Annotated in this window: 15 protein-coding genes; 1 reads left to right on the forward strand and 14 read right to left on the reverse strand. The window is 47.6% G+C overall.

The window, feature by feature from the left end:
* Positions 1-52 precede the first annotated feature (52 nt).
* Together ACZQK9_RS06225 and ACZQK9_RS06230 are read right to left on the reverse strand one after the other, a co-directional pair.
* Positions 53-853, reverse strand: a complete 801-nt coding sequence (locus tag ACZQK9_RS06225) for a histidine phosphatase family protein (protein ID WP_483270003.1) — start codon at positions 851-853, stop codon at positions 53-55.
* A gap of 1 nt (position 854) precedes the next feature.
* Positions 855-1,202 (reverse strand): bifunctional adenosylcobinamide kinase/adenosylcobinamide-phosphate guanylyltransferase, encoded by a 348-nt coding sequence (locus tag ACZQK9_RS06230; protein ID WP_483270004.1) that lies wholly within the window; start codon positions 1,200-1,202, stop codon positions 855-857.
* A gap of 284 nt (positions 1,203-1,486) precedes the next feature.
* On the opposite strand from ACZQK9_RS06230, the gene ACZQK9_RS06235 reads away from it, so the two are divergent.
* Positions 1,487-2,854, forward strand: coding sequence for a hypothetical protein (locus tag ACZQK9_RS06235; protein WP_483270005.1), 1,368 nt, complete (start codon positions 1,487-1,489; stop codon positions 2,852-2,854).
* Here ACZQK9_RS06235 and ACZQK9_RS06240 read toward each other — a convergent pair.
* The 12 genes from ACZQK9_RS06240 to ACZQK9_RS06295 all read right to left on the reverse strand — a co-directional run bounded on the left by ACZQK9_RS06240 (position 2,847) and on the right by ACZQK9_RS06295 (position 18,695).
* Entirely contained in the window at positions 2,847-3,704 is an 858-nt protein-coding gene (locus tag ACZQK9_RS06240; RefSeq protein ID WP_483270006.1) for an adenosylcobinamide-GDP ribazoletransferase, read from the reverse strand. The two genes, ACZQK9_RS06235 and ACZQK9_RS06240, sit on opposite strands and share 8 nt — an antisense overlap.
* 247 nt (positions 3,705-3,951) lie before the next feature.
* On the reverse strand, positions 3,952-4,680 hold the full coding sequence (locus ACZQK9_RS06245; RefSeq protein WP_483270007.1) for a bifunctional adenosylcobinamide kinase/adenosylcobinamide-phosphate guanylyltransferase: 729 nt from the start codon (positions 4,678-4,680) through the stop codon (positions 3,952-3,954).
* Positions 4,681-4,736: 56 nt separating this feature from the next.
* Positions 4,737-5,510, reverse strand: a complete 774-nt coding sequence (locus ACZQK9_RS06250; RefSeq protein WP_483270008.1) for a hypothetical protein — start codon at positions 5,508-5,510, stop codon at positions 4,737-4,739.
* 9 nt (positions 5,511-5,519) lie between these two features.
* Entirely contained in the window at positions 5,520-6,659 is a 1,140-nt protein-coding gene (locus tag ACZQK9_RS06255) for a nicotinate-nucleotide--dimethylbenzimidazole phosphoribosyltransferase (protein ID WP_483270009.1), read from the reverse strand.
* A 6-nt stretch (positions 6,660-6,665) separates the two neighbouring features.
* The gene (locus ACZQK9_RS06260; protein ID WP_177981300.1) at positions 6,666-7,313 is read right to left on the reverse strand and encodes a precorrin-8X methylmutase; all 648 of its coding nucleotides are present in this window, start codon (positions 7,311-7,313) and stop codon (positions 6,666-6,668) included.
* A gap of 61 nt (positions 7,314-7,374) precedes the next feature.
* Entirely contained in the window at positions 7,375-8,766 is a 1,392-nt protein-coding gene (locus tag ACZQK9_RS06265; protein ID WP_483270010.1) for a cobyrinic acid a,c-diamide synthase CobB, read from the reverse strand.
* 30 nt (positions 8,767-8,796) lie between these two features.
* A complete protein-coding gene (gene cbiE, locus ACZQK9_RS06270) occupies positions 8,797-10,101 on the reverse strand; it encodes a precorrin-6y C5,15-methyltransferase (decarboxylating) subunit CbiE (RefSeq protein ID WP_483270011.1) in 1,305 nt (434 codons plus the stop codon).
* Positions 10,102-10,261: 160 nt separating this feature from the next.
* On the reverse strand, positions 10,262-11,122 hold the full coding sequence (locus tag ACZQK9_RS06275) for a precorrin-6A/cobalt-precorrin-6A reductase (RefSeq protein ID WP_483270012.1): 861 nt from the start codon (positions 11,120-11,122) through the stop codon (positions 10,262-10,264).
* Complete coding sequence (gene cobJ, locus ACZQK9_RS06280) at positions 11,119-11,871, reverse strand: precorrin-3B C(17)-methyltransferase (RefSeq protein ID WP_483270013.1); 753 nt, start codon at positions 11,869-11,871, stop codon at positions 11,119-11,121. The genes ACZQK9_RS06275 and cobJ overlap by 4 nt, the downstream gene beginning before the upstream one ends.
* A gap of 150 nt (positions 11,872-12,021) precedes the next feature.
* Complete coding sequence (gene cobM / locus ACZQK9_RS06285) at positions 12,022-14,013, reverse strand: precorrin-4 C(11)-methyltransferase (RefSeq protein WP_483270014.1); 1,992 nt, start codon at positions 14,011-14,013, stop codon at positions 12,022-12,024.
* Between the two features lie 167 nt (positions 14,014-14,180).
* Entirely contained in the window at positions 14,181-15,470 is a 1,290-nt protein-coding gene (gene cbiD, locus ACZQK9_RS06290) for a cobalt-precorrin-5B (C(1))-methyltransferase CbiD (RefSeq protein WP_483270015.1), read from the reverse strand.
* A gap of 477 nt (positions 15,471-15,947) precedes the next feature.
* Positions 15,948-18,695 carry an autotransporter outer membrane beta-barrel domain-containing protein gene (locus tag ACZQK9_RS06295; protein WP_483270016.1) on the reverse strand — a complete coding sequence of 916 codons (2,748 nt, stop codon included), beginning with the start codon at positions 18,693-18,695 and terminating at the stop codon, positions 15,948-15,950.
* Positions 18,696-18,838 lie beyond the last annotated feature (143 nt).

The raw sequence follows: 18,838 nt of genomic DNA on the forward strand, positions 1-18,838 counted from the left end.
TTACCTGACATACCTCACACGACCTTGCCTTTACATAGTGCCTCCATCACATCTATTTCATAGCATCTGGCACCGTTTTCATACCCTGCGGCAATTTCATTTTCTCATAAGATACAATCTGCATCCCATCCGCTGTCACTTCTAACCATCCTGCAATTCCCTCGCCCAGCTTCACCTGCCAGTCAAAATAATCCTTGTGTGGCTCTGACAACTGATCCATCAGTGCCATGATCGTACCTCCGTGTGCGACGATAATGATCGTGTCTGACAGGGATGTGTGCGCCGTCTCTATTCTCGATGAAACGTCACATCGTAACCGTTTTTGTCCTTCCCTGCTTTCCGCATCCACAAACACCTTCTCAAATCCCCGCATCACACGGTCTGTAAACTCCGCTTTCGTCTCACCGCCCGGAAACGCCGTCGTACCGCCACTGTCGATGTAGCGCTGGTAATCGGGATTGCCATTTAATTCCGCATAATTCATGTATTCAAATTCACCGAACCGGCACTCTGCAAGCTCCGGGATTTCCACCTTTCCTGCATCCGGGAACAGAATATCCGCCGTCTGCATTGCGCGCAGATACGGGCTGACGTAGACGATTTGCTCTTTACTGCCGTTTTTTTGACAGTGCTGGTCACATGTGATTTTCCCCGGTGCAATTTCGACTTCGTCATGTACACTATCTGTTGCGGTTCTACGATTCATCGACACCTGTTTCTGCCAGAACTTCTGCATGCCTCGCAGCTCTTCCACGCTCTCCGGAAGCAGCCCTTCATCCGTCGTACCGACATAGCGATGTTCTTGATTTCCCTTCGTCATGCCATGACGGATTAATACAATCTTTGCTTTCATATCACTTAATCCTCGTTCCGATTCCTGCCGTCACGCGGATAACCTGCTCCGCCTGGCTTGCCAGATAGCAGTTTACGCGTCCGTTCTTCTCGCGGAATTCCCGCTCAAATGCATCAATCGGCACAATTCCGCTTCCGACCTCATCGCTGACCAAAACGAGCTTGTCTGCATTTCCGGCGAGAATCGCTTTGTTCATAAGCTGCTTTGCCTCCAGCTCCGGGTCTTTGCCCTGCTGCATTGTCTTCCGCACATATTTATGAAAATTATTGATGATCTGATGTCCTTCTTTGAAATTTGCCTTGGCATACTCGAACTTTCCCTGGTATGCACCACCGATTATTAAGATCATAGCGTTCCCTCTTTATACTTTTTATATTTCTTTATACCTTTTTATACTTTTTCGATTATTTTATACTTCTTTATACTTTTTCTGCAAGATACATTTTCATATTGCATAATTTTTTTTATTTTTCCCAACCTTTTCCTCTTCTCGTCCGTCTATATATTGAACGGACGGATTGCAAAATTGTTCCGTATCATTTATATTCAATACATGATTATGTGCAGCAGACGATTCTGTCTGCGCATAACACGTATCTTATTAAATATTTACTTAAAGGAGAGACTATCAAAATGAAGAAAAAACTTACAAAGACACTGGCACTTGGACTGTCACTGGCAGCCGCCCTTACACTGACAACCGGTTGTGGCAAGAAAGAAGATACCACGTCGGACACTCCTGTTCCGGCAGTAACAAGCGAAAGCAGTTCCGATAATTCCGGAAGCGAAACAGCAGCCGGTACGATCGACTACACCATCTGCCCATGGGTGTTCAGCCGTGCGCTTTCCGATGAAGAGACATTGGAATTGCCAGAGGGTGCCGGTCTGTACGGAATGACATTCCCGGTTACGACGGATACGCTTTTTAACATGTCTTACAGCACATCCGACGTGCCACTTACGGATGCACTGGATGAATCCGCATATTCCGTATCTTTTTATGAGGATAATTACTCCCTTCCCCAGCTGTTGATAGACGAAGACGATATGACCATTGACGAAGCCCTTGACAAGAATCTCTGGTCACTGTTCAGTACATATTTAGATTACGATGCTTTCGGGGTTTCCGAGGATTCTTACAACGACGTCTACAACTTTTACGACGATTCGAATCCTGCATATATCTATATGGATATGCTGACAACCATGTTTGGTGCCCCAAATTATATCTGTTTCAGCAACGACTATGATGCAGAAAAGTCCGTCGAAGAAAATACCCAGTACTTTGTTGACACGTTCCTGCATCCGGAAAAATCGGATGACCAGTTCTCATCATATCTAATGTACATTGGCTGGCAATTTGAAGATTTTGGAATTGCGGTAGACTTCTTTGACACTTTTCGTTACAGTGAGACAAGCGGATATTACGTATATCCGGAGAATGAAGTTGGATTTACATACGTTCCAATCCAGAAAGGAACCCTGGAAGACTATTTCTTAGACACCTTTGATGGTCGCTATGGAACAAACATCGTGAAAGAACTGATGGCAGAGAAAACGGCTTTGTTCGGCGATGTCGAATACCTGACACCTGAGGACAAGATCGTGAACCTTGTCAAGTCTGCCAACAGCACCGCTTCCTCAACCGATGCAGAAACAACGGAAAGCACAACTGATTCTTCCAACTATGTGGATGTTGACCGTGATTTCAGTGAAGCTGCAAATGATGTCTATATGGCAATCACCGACTGCTTCAAGCTCGGCGGCGAAGATACACTCGTCTTAAATGGTACAACCAATAAGGGCATATTCAAGACAGGCGATCCTGTCTATGTACAGCTCACAAACGGCAAGGTTGTAGAAGGCACGATCAGCCGCATGGAGCAGCTCCGTCAGGATGTCACGGAATCTACCCTCGGCGAAAGCATTGGTATCATGGTCGATGGACTTAGCTTAAGCGATCGGGATTATGTGACTGGTGGTGTCATCGTTGTTAAATAACATGCACCAAAACGACGGTTCCAATTAACATCCAGAGTTCGCACATCTGCAGGAAATATCCAGCCAGATCGCCGGTGATCCCGCCAAAGGTGCGATACGACATGAACCGATAATAGAAAAACATCAGTATGGCGATGCCTGCGACCACAAGTGCTGCAACCGGCTGTATCACACAGCCTGCGGCAATGCAGGCAATGAGCCAAACGAACATGATCACCTTCGAGCGATTATTTACAAGGCGTGCGGTATCTGCCAGCATGCCTTCTTTTTTTGCTTTCTGAAATGTAAGTACCGAAAGTCCGGACAAGGTACGTTCCAAGATGAATCCGATGGCAAAGACCGCCAGCATCTGCATAGGATTTCCATCCTTCCCGATCGTTGTCAAGCTGCCATTCACAGCAGCCTCCCCCGTTCCTGCCGTCTGCACTCCGGCAGCAAGCTTTACAGAACTTGCAGCTACAAGCTCATACATGCATCCAAAATAAATCAGGAAATACAGACAGCCGCGGATAATTGCAAATGCCCCGGTATGCGGATCCTTCAGGATCTGCAGCTTCTCCTCCTTGGATTTATAAGAAGATTTCGCATCCACGGTATCTAAGAATCCATCCATGTGGATGCCGCCTGTGATCAGGATCGGGAATACCGTAAGAAGTGCCGCTGTGAAGACCTCCGACCACTGCAAGAGAAAGCCAAAGAGATACCAGATCGCAAACTCGCCCGCACCAATCACAGCCCCAACCAGCGGGAACGCACACATGCTGTACTGCAAGGCTTTCGGGTCCCATTTGAAATGCGGCATCGGTATCTTGGAATATGTCGAAAATGCAATTAAGATTGCTTTCATCATAGTTGCTTGTCTCCTCTGATCAATTTACTCGAACTTTTTGTTCTTATTTCTCCTACTTGCTGTTGTTCCTACATGGGGATTTTTTGATAATTCTAAACTTTTTACCCAATTTTGACTTACCCATTTCTCTGAAATTGGGGATGTTTTTCATATTCCAATTTTCTCCCCAATGATTTCTCATTTTTCTGCATTATGATTGGGGAATTTTCTTCCATTCACAATTTCTACCCAATTCCTACTCTTAACCTTACTTCCCCATTGGGTGATTTTTCTTGACTATGACCGGAATCCCACAGACAACCTCCGTTATGGTTGCCGCCTCCCATGCAAGCGCGCAGTTAATCTCTGCCAGATTCCTCACATACTCCCTCGTGCTTTCATCGTAGGTCAGGCTTCCGCCATCGGAGAACACATCATTGGTGACGATCACCACATCCTGCACGCGTGTAGATAAATCAACGAGCGCCTGTACGATTTTCTTGCTCACCGGTGACAGTGTCTTTGACATACCGGAACCGGCATTCGTATCGGTTCCAGCAGTTTCTGTATCCACCTCTGCTTTACCGGCCATTCCAGCCTTTTCTGTATCCACCTCTGCTTTACCGGCCATTCCAACCGTTTCTGTATTCACCTCTGCTTTACCGGCTATTCCTACCGCTTCTGCATCCGGTTCCAGATACATCTCATTGGCAAGCAGATTTGACATACATTCAAGCAGCAACACATCTTGTCGCTTCGCCACGATATGTTCCACATGCCGGTAACATTCGACCGTATCAAACCCTTTGTCGGCACGCATCGCACGGTGGCGCTCTATCCGCTGCATCGTCTCCGGATCAAGCTCCGTGGTATTCCATTTATACGGATACATCGTCGCAATGTAGAGCAACCGCCCATCGCCCTGCAAGGACAAGGCAAAACTTTCCGCATACGATGATTTCCCACTGGCACTTCCGCCATATACTATATGTAACATCGAGTATTTTCCTTTCTTTAACACTTGCACCATATACCATATGGATCTATTTCCCTTTAGAAGCCCATATCCGCAAGGTCACTGCTTGTAGCCGCCCGATCCGGATCATAGATTAAACCAATGTGTGAAACCGTCAGACTTTCATCAACCTGAACCATCAGATCATATGTATCAAAATTAATGATGTAATTGATCGTATTTCCTGTCTTCAAATATTCCTCTGGCGTCTTATATTTCTCCAGCTCCTGCAATCCGGTAAATGGTTCTTCGTGAAACGTGATCACGCCAAGGTTACTGTCACATGTGTAATATTTCCGGTTATTTTTCTCCTCCAGTTCTCCATATTTCTTGATCTCATCTACATGAAGATACTTGTATACCTGCTCCAGCGAATCCCCGATCTGAATCGGTCCCTTATAATATGTATCATACTCCGGCTGTGCCTGATCAATGCTCATGTAGATTCTTCTGTCATCTTCACTCTCTTTCGAGACAATATACACGGAAGCTCTGTAGTTTCTATCCCCGTCAATCTCATACGGACACATCAGAACCTGCGCCTTCATATTATCAGCATAGTACACAAAATAATCCCTTGTATCATTCACGCTGTTTGCCATGCCAATATTGTTCTCCATCATAATCGCACTCATTCTGTCACCCTCGGACAGCGTATGCTTCATAAATGTAAACTCATCAAATCCAAACGTAAATTCAATCGAATGCGGTCCCGTTTCCTTTGAATTCTGTCTTGTAAATACAAATCCAAGCACGCCCGCCGCAAGGATGACTACACATGCTATAATTATCCATATTGTTCTACGCTTCATCGTCCACTCCTATTCTTCCGGCTTTCCATCCCGGCTGTATGCTTCGATTGACAGATCATCAAACGTTCCCATGTTTTTATAGATGGATAATGTCATATCCAAAAGCGGAAATAACATCATTGCGCCGCTGCCTTCGCCCAGACACAGTTTGCCATGAATCACTGCCGGAAGTCCAAGCGCGTCCAGTGCCAGCCTGCCACTCGCTTCCTCCGATATATGCGATGCCAGAAGATAATCTACAATCTCGGCATCCATCCGCATCGCAGTGAGTGCTGCTACACAGGTGATCGCACCATCCAGCACAACCGGAATCTGATATTGTCTGGCTCCTAAAAATACACCAACCATTCCGGCGATCTCCAGCCCGCCAAGCTCGGCAAGCAACTGCTTCGTATCTGGAGTTCCCTGTACATCCGTCCTGCCACATTGCAGTTTCACGTCAGTCTGCTCCTGTCCAGCAGATTGCTTCGTATCGGGAGTTCCCTGCACACGCGCAAGTGCCTGCGTGATCACCTGCACCTTTCTTGCAAGTCCGGCATCATTGAGTCCGGCGCCGCGCCCGGTCACCGTCTCCGCCGGCAGATCAAGCAGTGCCGCAAGCAGCGCAGAGGTCGGAGTTGTATTTCCGATTCCCATCTCACCGACGGCTAATATCTCATAACCTTTTTCTTTGCATTCCCGCACAAGCTCTTTTCCGGTTTCAATTGCCCGGTCGCAAACCTCCATCGGCATCGCGGGTTCCTTCGCAAGATTCCCGGTTCCTGCCTGTACCTTCCGGTTTATCATATGTCCCATGCCAAATGACGCATCCGGATATAGTTCGCCCAGCATACCGATATCAACTGCATACACATCCACGCCTGCCATCTGCGCCATATAATTGACACCGGAACAGCCGTGTGCAATATTCTCCGCTACGACCTTTGTCACGCCGGAATCGGTCTGCGTCACGCCCTCTGCCACAACGCCGTGATCGGCACACAGCGTCAATAATGCCCGCCGCTTATAGTCTCCGGGATTCTCTGTCCCGGCAATCGCGCAAAGTCTGGCAACCATATCCTCGAACACGCCGAGACTGTCAATCGGCTTTGCGATTGCATCCCATCTTTCCTTCGCCTGTATATAGATTTTCTGCTGTGTTTTATTCATAGTTTCTTACTTCTCCATATCCCGCAGCTCATAGAGCAGTGCATTGCAGATTGCCGCGGCGATATTGCTGCCACCCTTCCTGCCGCGCGCCACAATATATGGCACAGGTGCCCGCATGATAAGCTCCTTCGCTTCCACCACGTTCACGAATCCAACCGGCACACCGATGATACCGCATGGATGCAGCTTTCCCTCGTCGATCAGCTCATACAGACGCACCAGCGCGGTCGGTGCATTTCCAATCGCAAAGATAAGCGGCTTGTCTAACGTACACGCCTTCTCCATACTTGCTACCGCCCGTGTCGAGCCCTGTTTCTTCGCGATTTCTGCCACGTCGTCATCACTCATGAAGCAGTAGACCTCGCCACCGTATTTCGCAAGTTCTTTCTTGTTGATACCGGATTTTGCCATCTGCGTATCCGTGACAATACAGGCACCATTTTTTATTGCATCATGGAATTTCAAAACCGCCTGTTCTGAAAATGTCAGATTCTCCAGATAATCAAAATCAGCCGACGTATGGATTGCCCGCTTGATGATCGGTGCCTGAAGCGGATCTAATTCGACATTTCCAAGCTCCTCTGTGATAATCTCGAAGCTTCGTTTCTCAATTTCCTGTGGCAGCACCTGCTGTAACTGTATCTCTTCTAACATAATACCCTCTTACTCTTCTCTTCCCTCATTACTAACCAAAAACTATATTATCTATTTTCATTTATCTTCGCGTCTTTGCACCATCTAAAAACAGATGATAGAAAAACGCCTCTGCGCCCGCATAATACAGATGCGGAAATCCCGCGAATGTCCCTTTCTTTTTCACCATGCATGGATATGTCTTCTGCTTGGAAAGCGGCTTCCACGCCAGACAGGCATCGCCACAATCCGTGCTGTCCCAGTAGTGAAACTCATGTCCGCGCAAAATCGTTTTCACGGCAAATGCATCCTCTTGCTGCGGTGCCAGCTCCACATACCCAAACCGCTGTAACCGCTCTGTCCGAAATCCCGCACCATCTAAGAAACCGACCATCTCATATACATTTCCTTCTGCATCGGCAAGCGACTTACCAAGATATAAGAATCCGCCGCATTCCGCATGGCACGGCATCCCGGATTCCAACGCCCGCCAGACAGATGCGCGCATCGACCGATTCTCATACAGCTGCTTTGCGTAAAGCTCCGGATACCCGCCGCCAAAGATCAACGCATCCACCTTAGGCACATGTGCATCTGCAAGCGGGGAAAAGTACACAAGCTCCGCTCCCATATCTTCTAACATGCGCAGATTCTCGCGATAGTAGAAAGAAAATGCCGCATCTCTTGCTACACCGATGCGATAACCGGACGGGAATTTGCAATCCTGTCTTACGTCAGCCGGCTTCTGTATCTGCAGCATCTCTGCCTGTGCCGCAATTTCAAAAATCCCATTGATATCGATCGTCTTCATAACAGCTTCCGCAACCGTTTCCACCCAGTCTCTCTGTTTCTGCATTTCGTCCGGTTGCAACAGCCCAAGATGTCTGGATGGCACTGCAAATGACGCATCTTCCGGCAGATATCCAAGCACCGGAATACCGCATTCCGTCTCAATTACCTGTTTGAGCCGGCTGTAAAACATCGGTGATACACGGTTTAAGATCACCCCTGCAATCCGGCTGTCCTTCTTATATTCCATAATTCCGCGGATCGTCGCCGCAAGCGTGACACTTGCGCCCTTCGCATCCACGATCAGAACGACCGGCGTCTTCGTAACCTTGCTTAATTCATAAGAGCTTGCCATCGTCGTTGTGCCGCCGACACCGTCGTAATATCCCATGACGCCTTCCATCACGCACATTTCTGCATCCCGCAGGTCACGCACCAAAATATGTCCAATCGCATCAGCCCCCGCGAAGAACGTATCCAGATTTCCGGTGTCGATTCCGAGCACCGTCCGGTGAAACATCGGATCGATATAATCCGGGCCACATTTATACGCCTGTACCTTTATATTCTGTTTTTTTAATGCTGCCAGCACACCACACGTCACGGTTGTTTTTCCGCTGCCACTCCGCATCGCTGCGAACATCACGCGTGGGATATTTACCTGGATATTATTCTTGTGTTCCATTGTTTCTCCCCGGTCGCTCCTGTGCATTTTCTATCCCATCGTCACAATCCACACCGGATTTTGTGCCTGCATCATATGATACGGACCAGCTGCGCGGCTGCGCGTCACCGCTATCTGTACCATATTAAAATCCACGTTACGCCACTTCGCTATATCTGCCAATGTAAGCATTTCTGCCTGCGTCTCCAATGTGACCGCAGTCAGAACAATGCGTGCGTTCGGATTTTTCGCATAGATCTGATCCATGATCTTGAACAGATTTCCGCCATTTCCTCCGATAAATACATGCGTTGGCGCAGGAAGCGACGGAATCACTTCTGACGCTTCCCCTTCGATAATCTCCATATTTCCCGCATGGAAGCGCCTGCGGTTCGCATACATCAGCTTCACTGCTTCCGGTTTTTTCTCGATTGCATACACTGTTCCACGCTCCGTCAGAAGTGCCAGTTCGATGGATACCGATCCTGTTCCGGCACCTATATCATAAATAACCGGCGTATAATCATTCGCCTGAAGCTTCGAGACCGCAACCATCCGCACTTCTTCCTTCGTCATCGGCACATTTCCACGGATGAACGCATTGTCCTTGATTCCCGGTGCCAGCCGTCTCGCCACCGGATATGGATTGATGAAGATTGCCACTGCCAGCTTGTCAAAGGTGTACGCACACAGATCCTTCGCATACCCCTTAATAATTTTCTCGTCCGGATATGACAGTCGTTCTCCGACAATGACCTGAATATCCTCCATCCCAACTTCCGTCAGCCGTCTGCAGATTGCCGCAACCTGATTTTCATCTCCAAGCAGCGTGCCGACCTTCGCATGGTGCCGCACCTTCGCCGGGATATTCGCATAGACGCCATGGTTACTGATAAGCTCTGCATCTTCCCATGTCTCACCCAGCCTGTCAAGTAAATATATCACCGAGGACAGTCCCGGAATATATTTGATCTGGTATTTGTAGCCTGCCTGATTCGTCTGTGCGATGCTTCCATCCTGACCTGCATCTGTACGATTCTCATTGCATAATACTTCAGAAAGCTTCTTCGCCCCGGAATAAAATCCAATATCCCCGGATACCAATACCGCAATGGTCTCTCCTTCATGACTCCGGATCAGTTCTGCTACTTCTTTGCCCCGATATTCATTATAAAATGTCTGCTCTACATCGCGTCCATCTTCTTCACAGAGGCTCTTCCAGATCGCAAGCATGCGGGGAGCGCCGATGCAGACGGTCGCATGTGCCAATGCCTGCACAGCCTCCCTGGTCAGGCAATCCGCATTTCCCGGTCCCATGCCGATCAAATATACGATTGTTTTTTCGTTATTCCCCATAATTTTGATTCTCCTTTCTGCCTCTTATCCTATCAGACAAATAAAATCCTGTCGTATATTTTCTATCAAATTTTAAAATATAAATACAGCCACCGCGAATTCAGATTATGTGTACATTTCTATCCCGTCTAACTGTGCCTCTGTTCCTACCTGGTTCAGATTATGCATCTGCTTTCTCCCGCAAATATTCTTCTGTCTGCGCGAGTGACATCACCGGTTCTACCTGCTCCTTCGGACGCCCGATCACGACAAGCTGCACGCCTGCGGCAAGCGCGGCCTCACATTTTTCATCATAGCCGCCATTCTTCCCACTTGCCTTTGTCACCATGAAATCCGCATCTGCATAACGCAAGGTTGCCAGATTCATCTCCAGATCAAAAGGTCCCTGCATACAGATCAGATGTTTCCCAGTAAATCCCAGCTCCGTACATGCCTCTACCACCGACCGGGTCGGAAGCACACGCGCCGTACAGCGCGATCCATAGTCCGGAATCTGCGTATACAAATGAAGCTCCTTACTGCCTGTTGTGATCAGAATATTTCCTGTCACACCCTTTAGATAATCTACCGCCGCCTGTATGTCCCCGACATAGATGCTATCCGATGTTTCATCGGTATACCGCTTCCCGTCCGCGTCACCAATATGTGTGCCGCTCATCTGCATGTCCGGATCTGCATTCTCCTGTTCTTCCTGCATGTCCCGCCGCACGCGGACATATGGGACGCCCACAACCTTACAAGCCTGATAGATATTCTGTGTCACAAGCACTGCATACGGATGTGTCGCGTCCACACAGATATCTGCCTGTACTGCCTGCAGGAATTCCTGCATATCTGCCTGCTCCAGCCGTCCGACATGCACTTTGAGTGCATCATCCTCCGGCAGCACCTGCGCTCCATACTCTGATGCTACGCAGACATGGACTTGTATATTTTGCATTTTTTGCTGCTTGTTTAATTGTATCAGATACCCGGCGAGCTGCCGCCCCTCCGTTGTACCTCCAAATATGACTACTTTCATATGTTATCTCTTCTATATCCGCGTGGTGTCACCATCGCATCACCGACTTTTCGTGTCCGGGAATTGCCGACAAATACTGTCGTGAACATATCAACCTGCGTTTCTGCCAGCTCGTTCAATGTCAGGATTTGCTGTTCTTCGCCGTCGCGCCCGATATTCCGGGTGATTCCACAGATTGTCTCCCCGGATTTTTTCTGCAAGAGGATCCGACATGCTTTCTGCAAGTAATCATGCCGCTTATGGCTGGACGGATTATACAGGCAGATTGCGAAATCTCCCTCAGCCGCTGCCGCAAGACGATGCTCGATCAACTCCCACGGTGTCAACAGATCACTCAGGCTAATCACAGCAAAATCATGACCAAGCGGTGCCCCAAGCAAGGCTGCCCCGGAAAGCGCAGCCGTTACCCCCGGAATCACATGGACATCCACCTCTGGAAATTCTACTGCCAGTTCCAGCGTGATTCCTGCCATGCCATACACGCCTGCATCACCACTGCACACAAGCGCTGTCTTCTTCCCACTCGCTGCGGTTCCCAGCGCCAACCGACATCGTTCCACCTCCTGCCGCATACCATTCACCAGATATTCCTTGTCCGGATAGTATGGTTTCAGGAGTTCGATGTATACCTTATATCCGGCAATCACCTCACAGGCTTCCACGACATCGATTGCTTCCTGTGTCATCTTCTGTCTTGCACCGGGTCCAAGCCCGACAATATATAATTCCTTCCTACTCTCTGCGCTCATGTTTCTCTCCATTGTTGCTCTATTGTCTTGTTTTTTATGTTCTTCCGGGATCGTATTGCTCTTCACTTTCTTGTTTCAGCTTCCGGTTTTGGGTTTTTTCGCTTGTTTTTCGGCTTTCAAACACACTTCGTGGGTTTTTCTGCTTGTTTTTCACTCGCTACACATATACGCCAGCGCAACCGTCACGCCCCCATACGCTTGCTTGCGAAGAAGCAATTCTCCATGCTTTGCCTGCCTGCCTAGTAACTGCTCTCCCTGATTCGTGGCATGCTCGCTTGCATACTTCACGGCACTACGCTCACAGACATTATCCACGCCGGTCACGCCAGACACAAATTCTGATGCCGAATATGTCCCCGGCACCGCCTGCAATTCTTCTGCTGCGTATGTCTTAAACGGCACATTCCGTGTCTCACAGAATTCAAGCAATCCCGCTTCTTTCTTCTTCAGATCGATACTTACCACCGCACATAATGCTTCCATCCGCAAGCCTGTTTTCGCAAATGCATCCTGCACCGCATGCTCGATTTTATCCACCGGTGTCCCTTTCTTACAACCGACGCCAGCTACAATACAACGTGGAATAAGTTGTAACGTTTGCGCATCCACAGAAACATCTTTTGGAGTTATAATAACCTGATGCGAACCTATCTGCAACCTTTGAACATTGATTCTGTTCCCGCATCCATCAACTCTGTTCTTGCATCCATCGATTCCATTCTCACATCCATCAACTTCATTCTTGCATCCATCATTTTCTATCTTACCCACATCAATACCGGTTGATTTCTGTTCCTTACGTATCTCACATGCGCGCTTCTCTTCTCCCTGTGTCACCGCAGGTTCCTCTATCCACACAGGCTCCGCCCCGGTCGCCAGCACCTCCGCGCTGATTGCCTTCGCCTTCGTCCAGTCCGTCACTACTAAATTATGTTCCCGCGCATAATCATCAATGGAGAACCGGCCTTCCACATCCGTCGCAGTCGTGATAACCGGTGTTGCCCACATCACATCCGCCAGCATCTGCGTGAGCACATTTGCGCCACCGGCATGTCCACTCACTAACGATATCACATGCTTCCCGCATTCATCCATGCACACAATGGCCGGATCTTTAGATTTATGTGTCAGATGCTCCGCCACACTCCGCACCGCAATTCCGCTTGCTGTCACGAACACAATGGCATCCACCTGCTCAAAATATGTATCAACACACGCCTTTACCGTTTCCCGCATTGAAACCTCTGGAAGCGCTTCGCATTTTACCTTCGTGATAATTTCTGCACCGGAAATGTTTTCCAGCTTCTTCGCCAGCTTCTGCATCGTTGCATACCCGCGCACACTGCATGTAATGAGCAGTACCCGTCGGATTCCTGCCGGAAACGCAATCTCCGTTGCACCGCGATACTCTGTCGCAAATGCCGCGTCATAAAGCCGGGATTTCTCATAGACACTTCCAAGTGCCGGAGATACGATAATGAGTGCCGTCTTCGTAATCCCTGCGGCTTCCATATCTTCCGGAAGCTTAGCCAGTGTCGTGCGGATAATCTTCTCTTCCGGCCAGGTAGCCTTATACACGACAGCAACCGGCGTGTCCTCCGCGTATCCACCAAGCAGCAAATCCTGCCGCACCTTTCGGGCAAGCCCGGATGAGAGATACAACACCAGACTGGCATGGTGTGCAGCCAGACTTCGCAGATTTTCCTTCTCCGGCACAGGGGTTTTCCCTTCCGCTCTTGTCAGAATCAAGGTCTGCGTCACATCCGGCAATGTATACTCACACGCCAGCGACGCCGCGGCACCGAACACCGCACTCACTCCCGGACACACATCATATGTGATTCCATATTCATCCAGCAGATCCATCTGCTCGCGGATTGCACCATACACAGACGGATCACCCGTATGCAGACGCACCGTCCCTTTGCCTGCCGCCTCTGCTTCCCGCATTACAGACACGACATCTTCAAGCGTCATATGCGCGCTATTGTAAATTTCGCAATCTGCCTTCGCATACGAAAGCAGCTCCGGATTTACAAGCGAACCTGCATAGATGATCACATCCGCTTCCTTGATTCGATTCATGCCCCGCACGGTAATCAGATCACACGCGCCGGGTCCCGCTCCTACGAAATGTACCATTTATCTTCTTCCTTTATCTATTATAATCTATCCTATTTTTGCTCAATAAAATTTCACTCGTCACACCCGCATATATTTCTCATCCTGTGTTCTATATCCCAGGTTTATCCACGCATCCATCTTACCCTCACAGTTCACATTCTGTGTTCAATATCCTGTAATCATTCTCACATCTGCAGCTTTCCGCGAAATACATCCAACACTGCTGTATCCGCTGTCTGTCCCAGATATCCGTACTTCTCGGAAAATACAATCACTCCAAACCGCATCGCATCCCCAATCCTGCCAGCCACATGTTTCTCGATTGCCGCAAGGATACTCTGCATCACAGCTTCCCGCAAGCCTTCTCGTTCCACAACATCCAACATCCGGTCGGTATTGATACAGTTATAAATTTCCTGTACCACATCCGCTCCTGCACCTGCCATCGCCGCATGCACCGCAAATATCTCTCCGCGTCCATCCGCGACCTTAGAATGCGTGTTGAAGATACCTGCCGCCAGCTTTACCAGCTTTCCGATATTTCCAACCAACAGGAAATCTTTCATGCAATACGAGATTGCAAGGTCGATCGTATCGCCGATATAATTGCTCGACTTGACACTCTTTGCAAGATCAAGCCCCAGATATTCAGATGCGTATGCCTGTCCGTAGTTTCCGGGTGTCACTAACACTTTCTCCTCGCCAACCGCATGTAACTGTCGGATTTCTGTCTCGATTGTCGCCACAATTGCCTGTTCGCTCATCGGCTCTAGGATTCCGCTTGTTCCAAGTATCGAAAGTCCACCCTCGATACCAAGCTTCGGATTAAATGTACGCTTCGCCAGAGTCTCTCCCTCCGGCATCCATACCGTGATGTGCAATGGCTCACAGACATTTGCTTTCTCACATACATCTGCCACAGCCGCAAATATCATCTGCCGCGGCACACGGTTGATGGCCGCTTGTCCGACCGCCTGCTCCAGGCCTTCTTTCGTGACACGCCCGATTCCGATTCCTCCATCCAGCGTCAGATACGGAAATGATTCGCTGGTAAATGCACAGGACCTGTCTTGGCTTCCATGGTTGTTGCACCGAAGTCCCATTTCCACGCGTCCACTGGACTTCTTGCTTCCCCTTATTCCCACACTTCCATCCAGTTCCGCACTTCCATCTGTCTGCTCACGCACACGCTGCTTCGCATACGCCACTGTCACGCACACATCCGTGCCATTCGTCACATCCGGATCATCGCCGCTATCCTTTACTACCTTATAGCTCGCTTTCCGGCTGTCTGATTCAAGCAGATACACCGGAACGGAAACCATCATCCCCTTCGGTGTGCGCAAGGTTACCGCATGGCTTTCTACGCCAAGCAGAAGCTGCATCGCAGCTGCCTGTGCCGCCGCTGCACTACACGTTCCTGTCGTGATGCCCAGCCGGAGCTTTTTTTGATTTTTGATTACATACTCTTCCATACGCATTTCCAATCTGTAAAATCTTCTTTATTTATACCATTTCATACGGAAATTGTAAATTTATTTCCGTTCCCGCCATGCACCTCTATTTCCAATCTGGGTTTTTCTGTTTTCTTTCTTCCTCCTACGCCCACCGCATGGGTTTTTCCGGTCTTATATTCTCTTCCGCACCCACTCCCCGCCACATTTCTCCACCTCCCGCTTCCAATCTGGGTTTTTCTGCTTACTTTCTTCCCCCTACACCCACCGCGTGGGTTTTTCCGGTCTTATATTCTCTTCCTCACCCACTCCTCGGCACATTTCTCCATCTCCCGCTTCCAATCTGGGTTTTTCTGCTTACTTTCTTCCTCCTACACCCACCGCATGGGGTTTTCCGGTCTTATATTCTCTTCCGCACCCACTTCACTATACCACATGATTTGCTTCCAAAAAAAGAGCAAGACTTTCATCCTGCTCCCATGTGAATTACACAATTAACTATTTTTCTTTTCTTCTTCGGATCATGCCTGTGATACCGACGCCCGCGCCAAGCATGAGCGTAATCATAATCGCTATCGGATATGCATCTCCGGTGGAAACCGCTTTATCCGTTTTCTTGTCTGCCTCTGTTGTCTTCGGGGCACCTGCCTGTGTAGTTGCTCCATCCGGCTGTTCCACGAATGTCTGCTGTGTGGTTGCCTGCTCACCTGTTGTTGTCGATTCTTCTGTCGTCGTCTGCTCGCCTGTTGTGGATGGAGCCACACCCTTTGCAACAACCACCTTGGTAGATGGCGATGCATAGTAATTGTTTGTTTCCTTATATCTTACGTAATAATCACCATCCGGAAGGTTCTCTAAAAGCTGTGTATTCGCATCAATCCATGTGTGGTTATCCACGCTATATTCCATCTTCACAGAGAGATTTGCTATCTTACCATCATTCTTTCCATCAATTGTTTCTGCAGTCGCAGCCAATCCGGTCGGTGCTGCCTGCGGAGCCTTTTGAATTGTAAAGAATATAGTTTTTGTTCCATAGTAGGCGCTGTCGACATCATTTCCCGTCAATGTGATTTTTGCCTGTGTTCCGGCATTCGTATTCTCAGAATAAGACGTTGAGAAATCTACATTTGCTTCCAATTCTTCTGTTCCATATTTAACCGTGAATGTCGGTTTCTTTGCATTGCCATCATAAACAATCGAGCTCGCGTCTACTGTTACATCCGCATCTGCAATATTCTTGTAGCAGAGAACCAGATTCTGAAGCGGCTGTTGTGTATTTTTATCCACAACCATCAGCCCATTATACACTTGTGGGTCATATGGATTTATCTGTTCCAGGATTTCACTTCCCTTTGGAAGCAGATTTTTGATTGAATACAACGTATATTCTTTCAGATCCTTTGTTGCATCTTTTCTGATCGAATATCCTGTTTCCAACCCTTGCGGCACCCCTGACAATTCAATTCTCGAATTTTTATCTCCAAAGGTTATCTTCTGTGTTTTAAAATCTGGAGGAATATAAGTGTTTGAATCTGGTGCTATTTTTACCTGACTTCCGTTTGTTACTACAATTCCATCCAAAGTAGCCCATTGCAGGCTAAGCGTCGATAAATTAACATTATCCAAGGTAAGCAAAGACTCATTTCCAAGGTTTGCCGTCCGCAACGATTTAACTATCAGAGTACCATTTTTTATTGTGGTCTTAGACATATTATCAAAACCGTCAATATTTAATTCATGGTTACATAAATCAATGTTTATCTCCTTGTAACTAGAATATGAATAACCAATCAAATATAATGTTTGATCCTTATAATCCCGCAATATTTGAATTGTATCTGTTGCATTTCTGTTTTGCGGTTCAAATGCCTGAACTAATGATGTATATGTATTTTTTACAGTTCCATTCGCATCCACGATTGCCGCTACCGGTGCCTGATAACCACACGCGATACAAGTTCCTGTACCATCCATTCTCGTATGTGGACAAGTTGCCGTTGGAGTCGCGCTTCCATTGGACATATAGGTTGTATTACTTCCGTTTTTCATAACAATGACATCTGAACTTGTAATCGTTCCGCCAACAAAATTGTTTGTAGAAGAAGTTGCTCTTTCCATCTTTGTAAGCTTTGGTGTGGATAACGCAAGATTGCCTGTTACCATTGGTACTGCACCTATTTGTTTTACCTTTATCTCGTCCTCAGCACTCTTTAAGACCGCATTTCCTGATATAGTAATACCGCTTCCACCATTTTGGATATCAATTTTACTTTTTGCCTGAATATCTGTATTTCCTATCAAGCTTCCGCCATTTATTGCACTTCCACTCACAAACACGTCCCCATTTGAAGCTCTTACAGTCAAATCTCCACTGACTACAGATGTATTTCCTGATGTGCTTAACGTCACATTCCCTTCTGTCGACTCAATATTTGCAGTTCCATTAACAGCCTGTAGAGATGCCTTGATCGTTACATCATTTTTTGCAGTCACATTCAAATTCCCATTTACTCCAAGGCTGCTTCCTGTTCCGGAATTATGAATTAACACACTACCATTTGGTGCTTTCAGCGTAAATACAGCTGTCGGTGTGTTTGTCAAAAACAACGGCTGGTTAAACGCTGCCTGAAATTCCAGATTTCCGCTTGTCGCCGTAATTTCTGCATTTCCAGTCGTTGTAATTGTCGGATTGTTGCTTAGTATTACCGAAGCCCCTTCTAATACTAAACTTCCTGTACTAATAGCATAGGAATTACTGCTCAACGATGATGCCGGTGATTCAATTACAATTGTACCAGTTGTACGGAGCTGCAGGCTATTCAACCCATTTACCGGAGTGGTCACCGGAGACCCAAACGTAATATTGCCCGTATAATCATCTGTTATAATACTCCCCGCTCCGGATAAATTTCCATAAAATGTTAAATTCAGGTTTCCATCTCCCTTCATTGTCAGCGTACCCACAGATACCTGCATTCCACCATACAATGTCCCGGTTACCGAACCATATATTGTCAATACACCATCCTGATATTGCATGTAATCAGAAATCGAGGACACATCAGAACATGGAACAAAATTTCCTGAACTATCAAAATAATAATAACCATTTGCCAGTACGGTTGATCCCATGGTAACACTTACATCTGCAGCTTCCGCATCCTTTCCATCCATCAAACCAAACACAATCGTTACCATCATAATCGCCACCAGTAATAGAAACGACAATCTTCCTTTTTGTTTCATACCTCTCTCCCTTTCCTCTTTATATCCTTTTTACATTTTTTACATTCTTTTTTATTACCATGTGCCACGTTCGCCGTCAACCCATCTGGGATGAAATGCCATTTTCTGGGATGAAATGTTGCAGATGCACATGGAAACTGCCG

Source organism: Wujia sp. (genome assembly GCF_056872695.1).

Excerpts from the sequence above, each read along its gene's own strand:
- ACZQK9_RS06225 (WP_483270003.1), bottom strand. The coding sequence starts at position 853 with ATGAAAGCAAAGATTGTATTAATCCGTCATGGCATGACGAAGGGAAAT.
- ACZQK9_RS06250 (WP_483270008.1), bottom strand. The coding sequence starts at position 5,510 with ATGAAGCGTAGAACAATATGGATAATTATAGCATGTGTAGTCATCCTT.
- ACZQK9_RS06260 (WP_177981300.1), bottom strand. The coding sequence starts at position 7,313 with ATGTTAGAAGAGATACAGTTACAGCAGGTGCTGCCACAGGAAATTGAG.
- ACZQK9_RS06295 (WP_483270016.1), bottom strand. The coding sequence starts at position 18,695 with ATGAAACAAAAAGGAAGATTGTCGTTTCTATTACTGGTGGCGATTATG.
- cbiD (WP_483270015.1), bottom strand. The coding sequence starts at position 15,470 with ATGGAAGAGTATGTAATCAAAAATCAAAAAAAGCTCCGGCTGGGCATC.
- cbiE (WP_483270011.1), bottom strand. The coding sequence starts at position 10,101 with ATGGGGAATAACGAAAAAACAATCGTATATTTGATCGGCATGGGACCG.
- ACZQK9_RS06275 (WP_483270012.1), bottom strand. The coding sequence starts at position 11,122 with ATGAAAGTAGTCATATTTGGAGGTACAACGGAGGGGCGGCAGCTCGCC.
- ACZQK9_RS06235 (WP_483270005.1), top strand. The coding sequence starts at position 1,487 with ATGAAGAAAAAACTTACAAAGACACTGGCACTTGGACTGTCACTGGCA.
- ACZQK9_RS06265 (WP_483270010.1), bottom strand. The coding sequence starts at position 8,766 with ATGGAACACAAGAATAATATCCAGGTAAATATCCCACGCGTGATGTTC.
- cobJ (WP_483270013.1), bottom strand. The coding sequence starts at position 11,871 with ATGAGCGCAGAGAGTAGGAAGGAATTATATATTGTCGGGCTTGGACCC.
- cobM (WP_483270014.1), bottom strand. The coding sequence starts at position 14,013 with ATGGTACATTTCGTAGGAGCGGGACCCGGCGCGTGTGATCTGATTACC.
- ACZQK9_RS06245 (WP_483270007.1), bottom strand. The coding sequence starts at position 4,680 with ATGTTACATATAGTATATGGCGGAAGTGCCAGTGGGAAATCATCGTAT.
- ACZQK9_RS06255 (WP_483270009.1), bottom strand. The coding sequence starts at position 6,659 with ATGAATAAAACACAGCAGAAAATCTATATACAGGCGAAGGAAAGATGG.
- ACZQK9_RS06240 (WP_483270006.1), bottom strand. The coding sequence starts at position 3,704 with ATGATGAAAGCAATCTTAATTGCATTTTCGACATATTCCAAGATACCG.
- ACZQK9_RS06230 (WP_483270004.1), bottom strand. The coding sequence starts at position 1,202 with ATGATCTTAATAATCGGTGGTGCATACCAGGGAAAGTTCGAGTATGCC.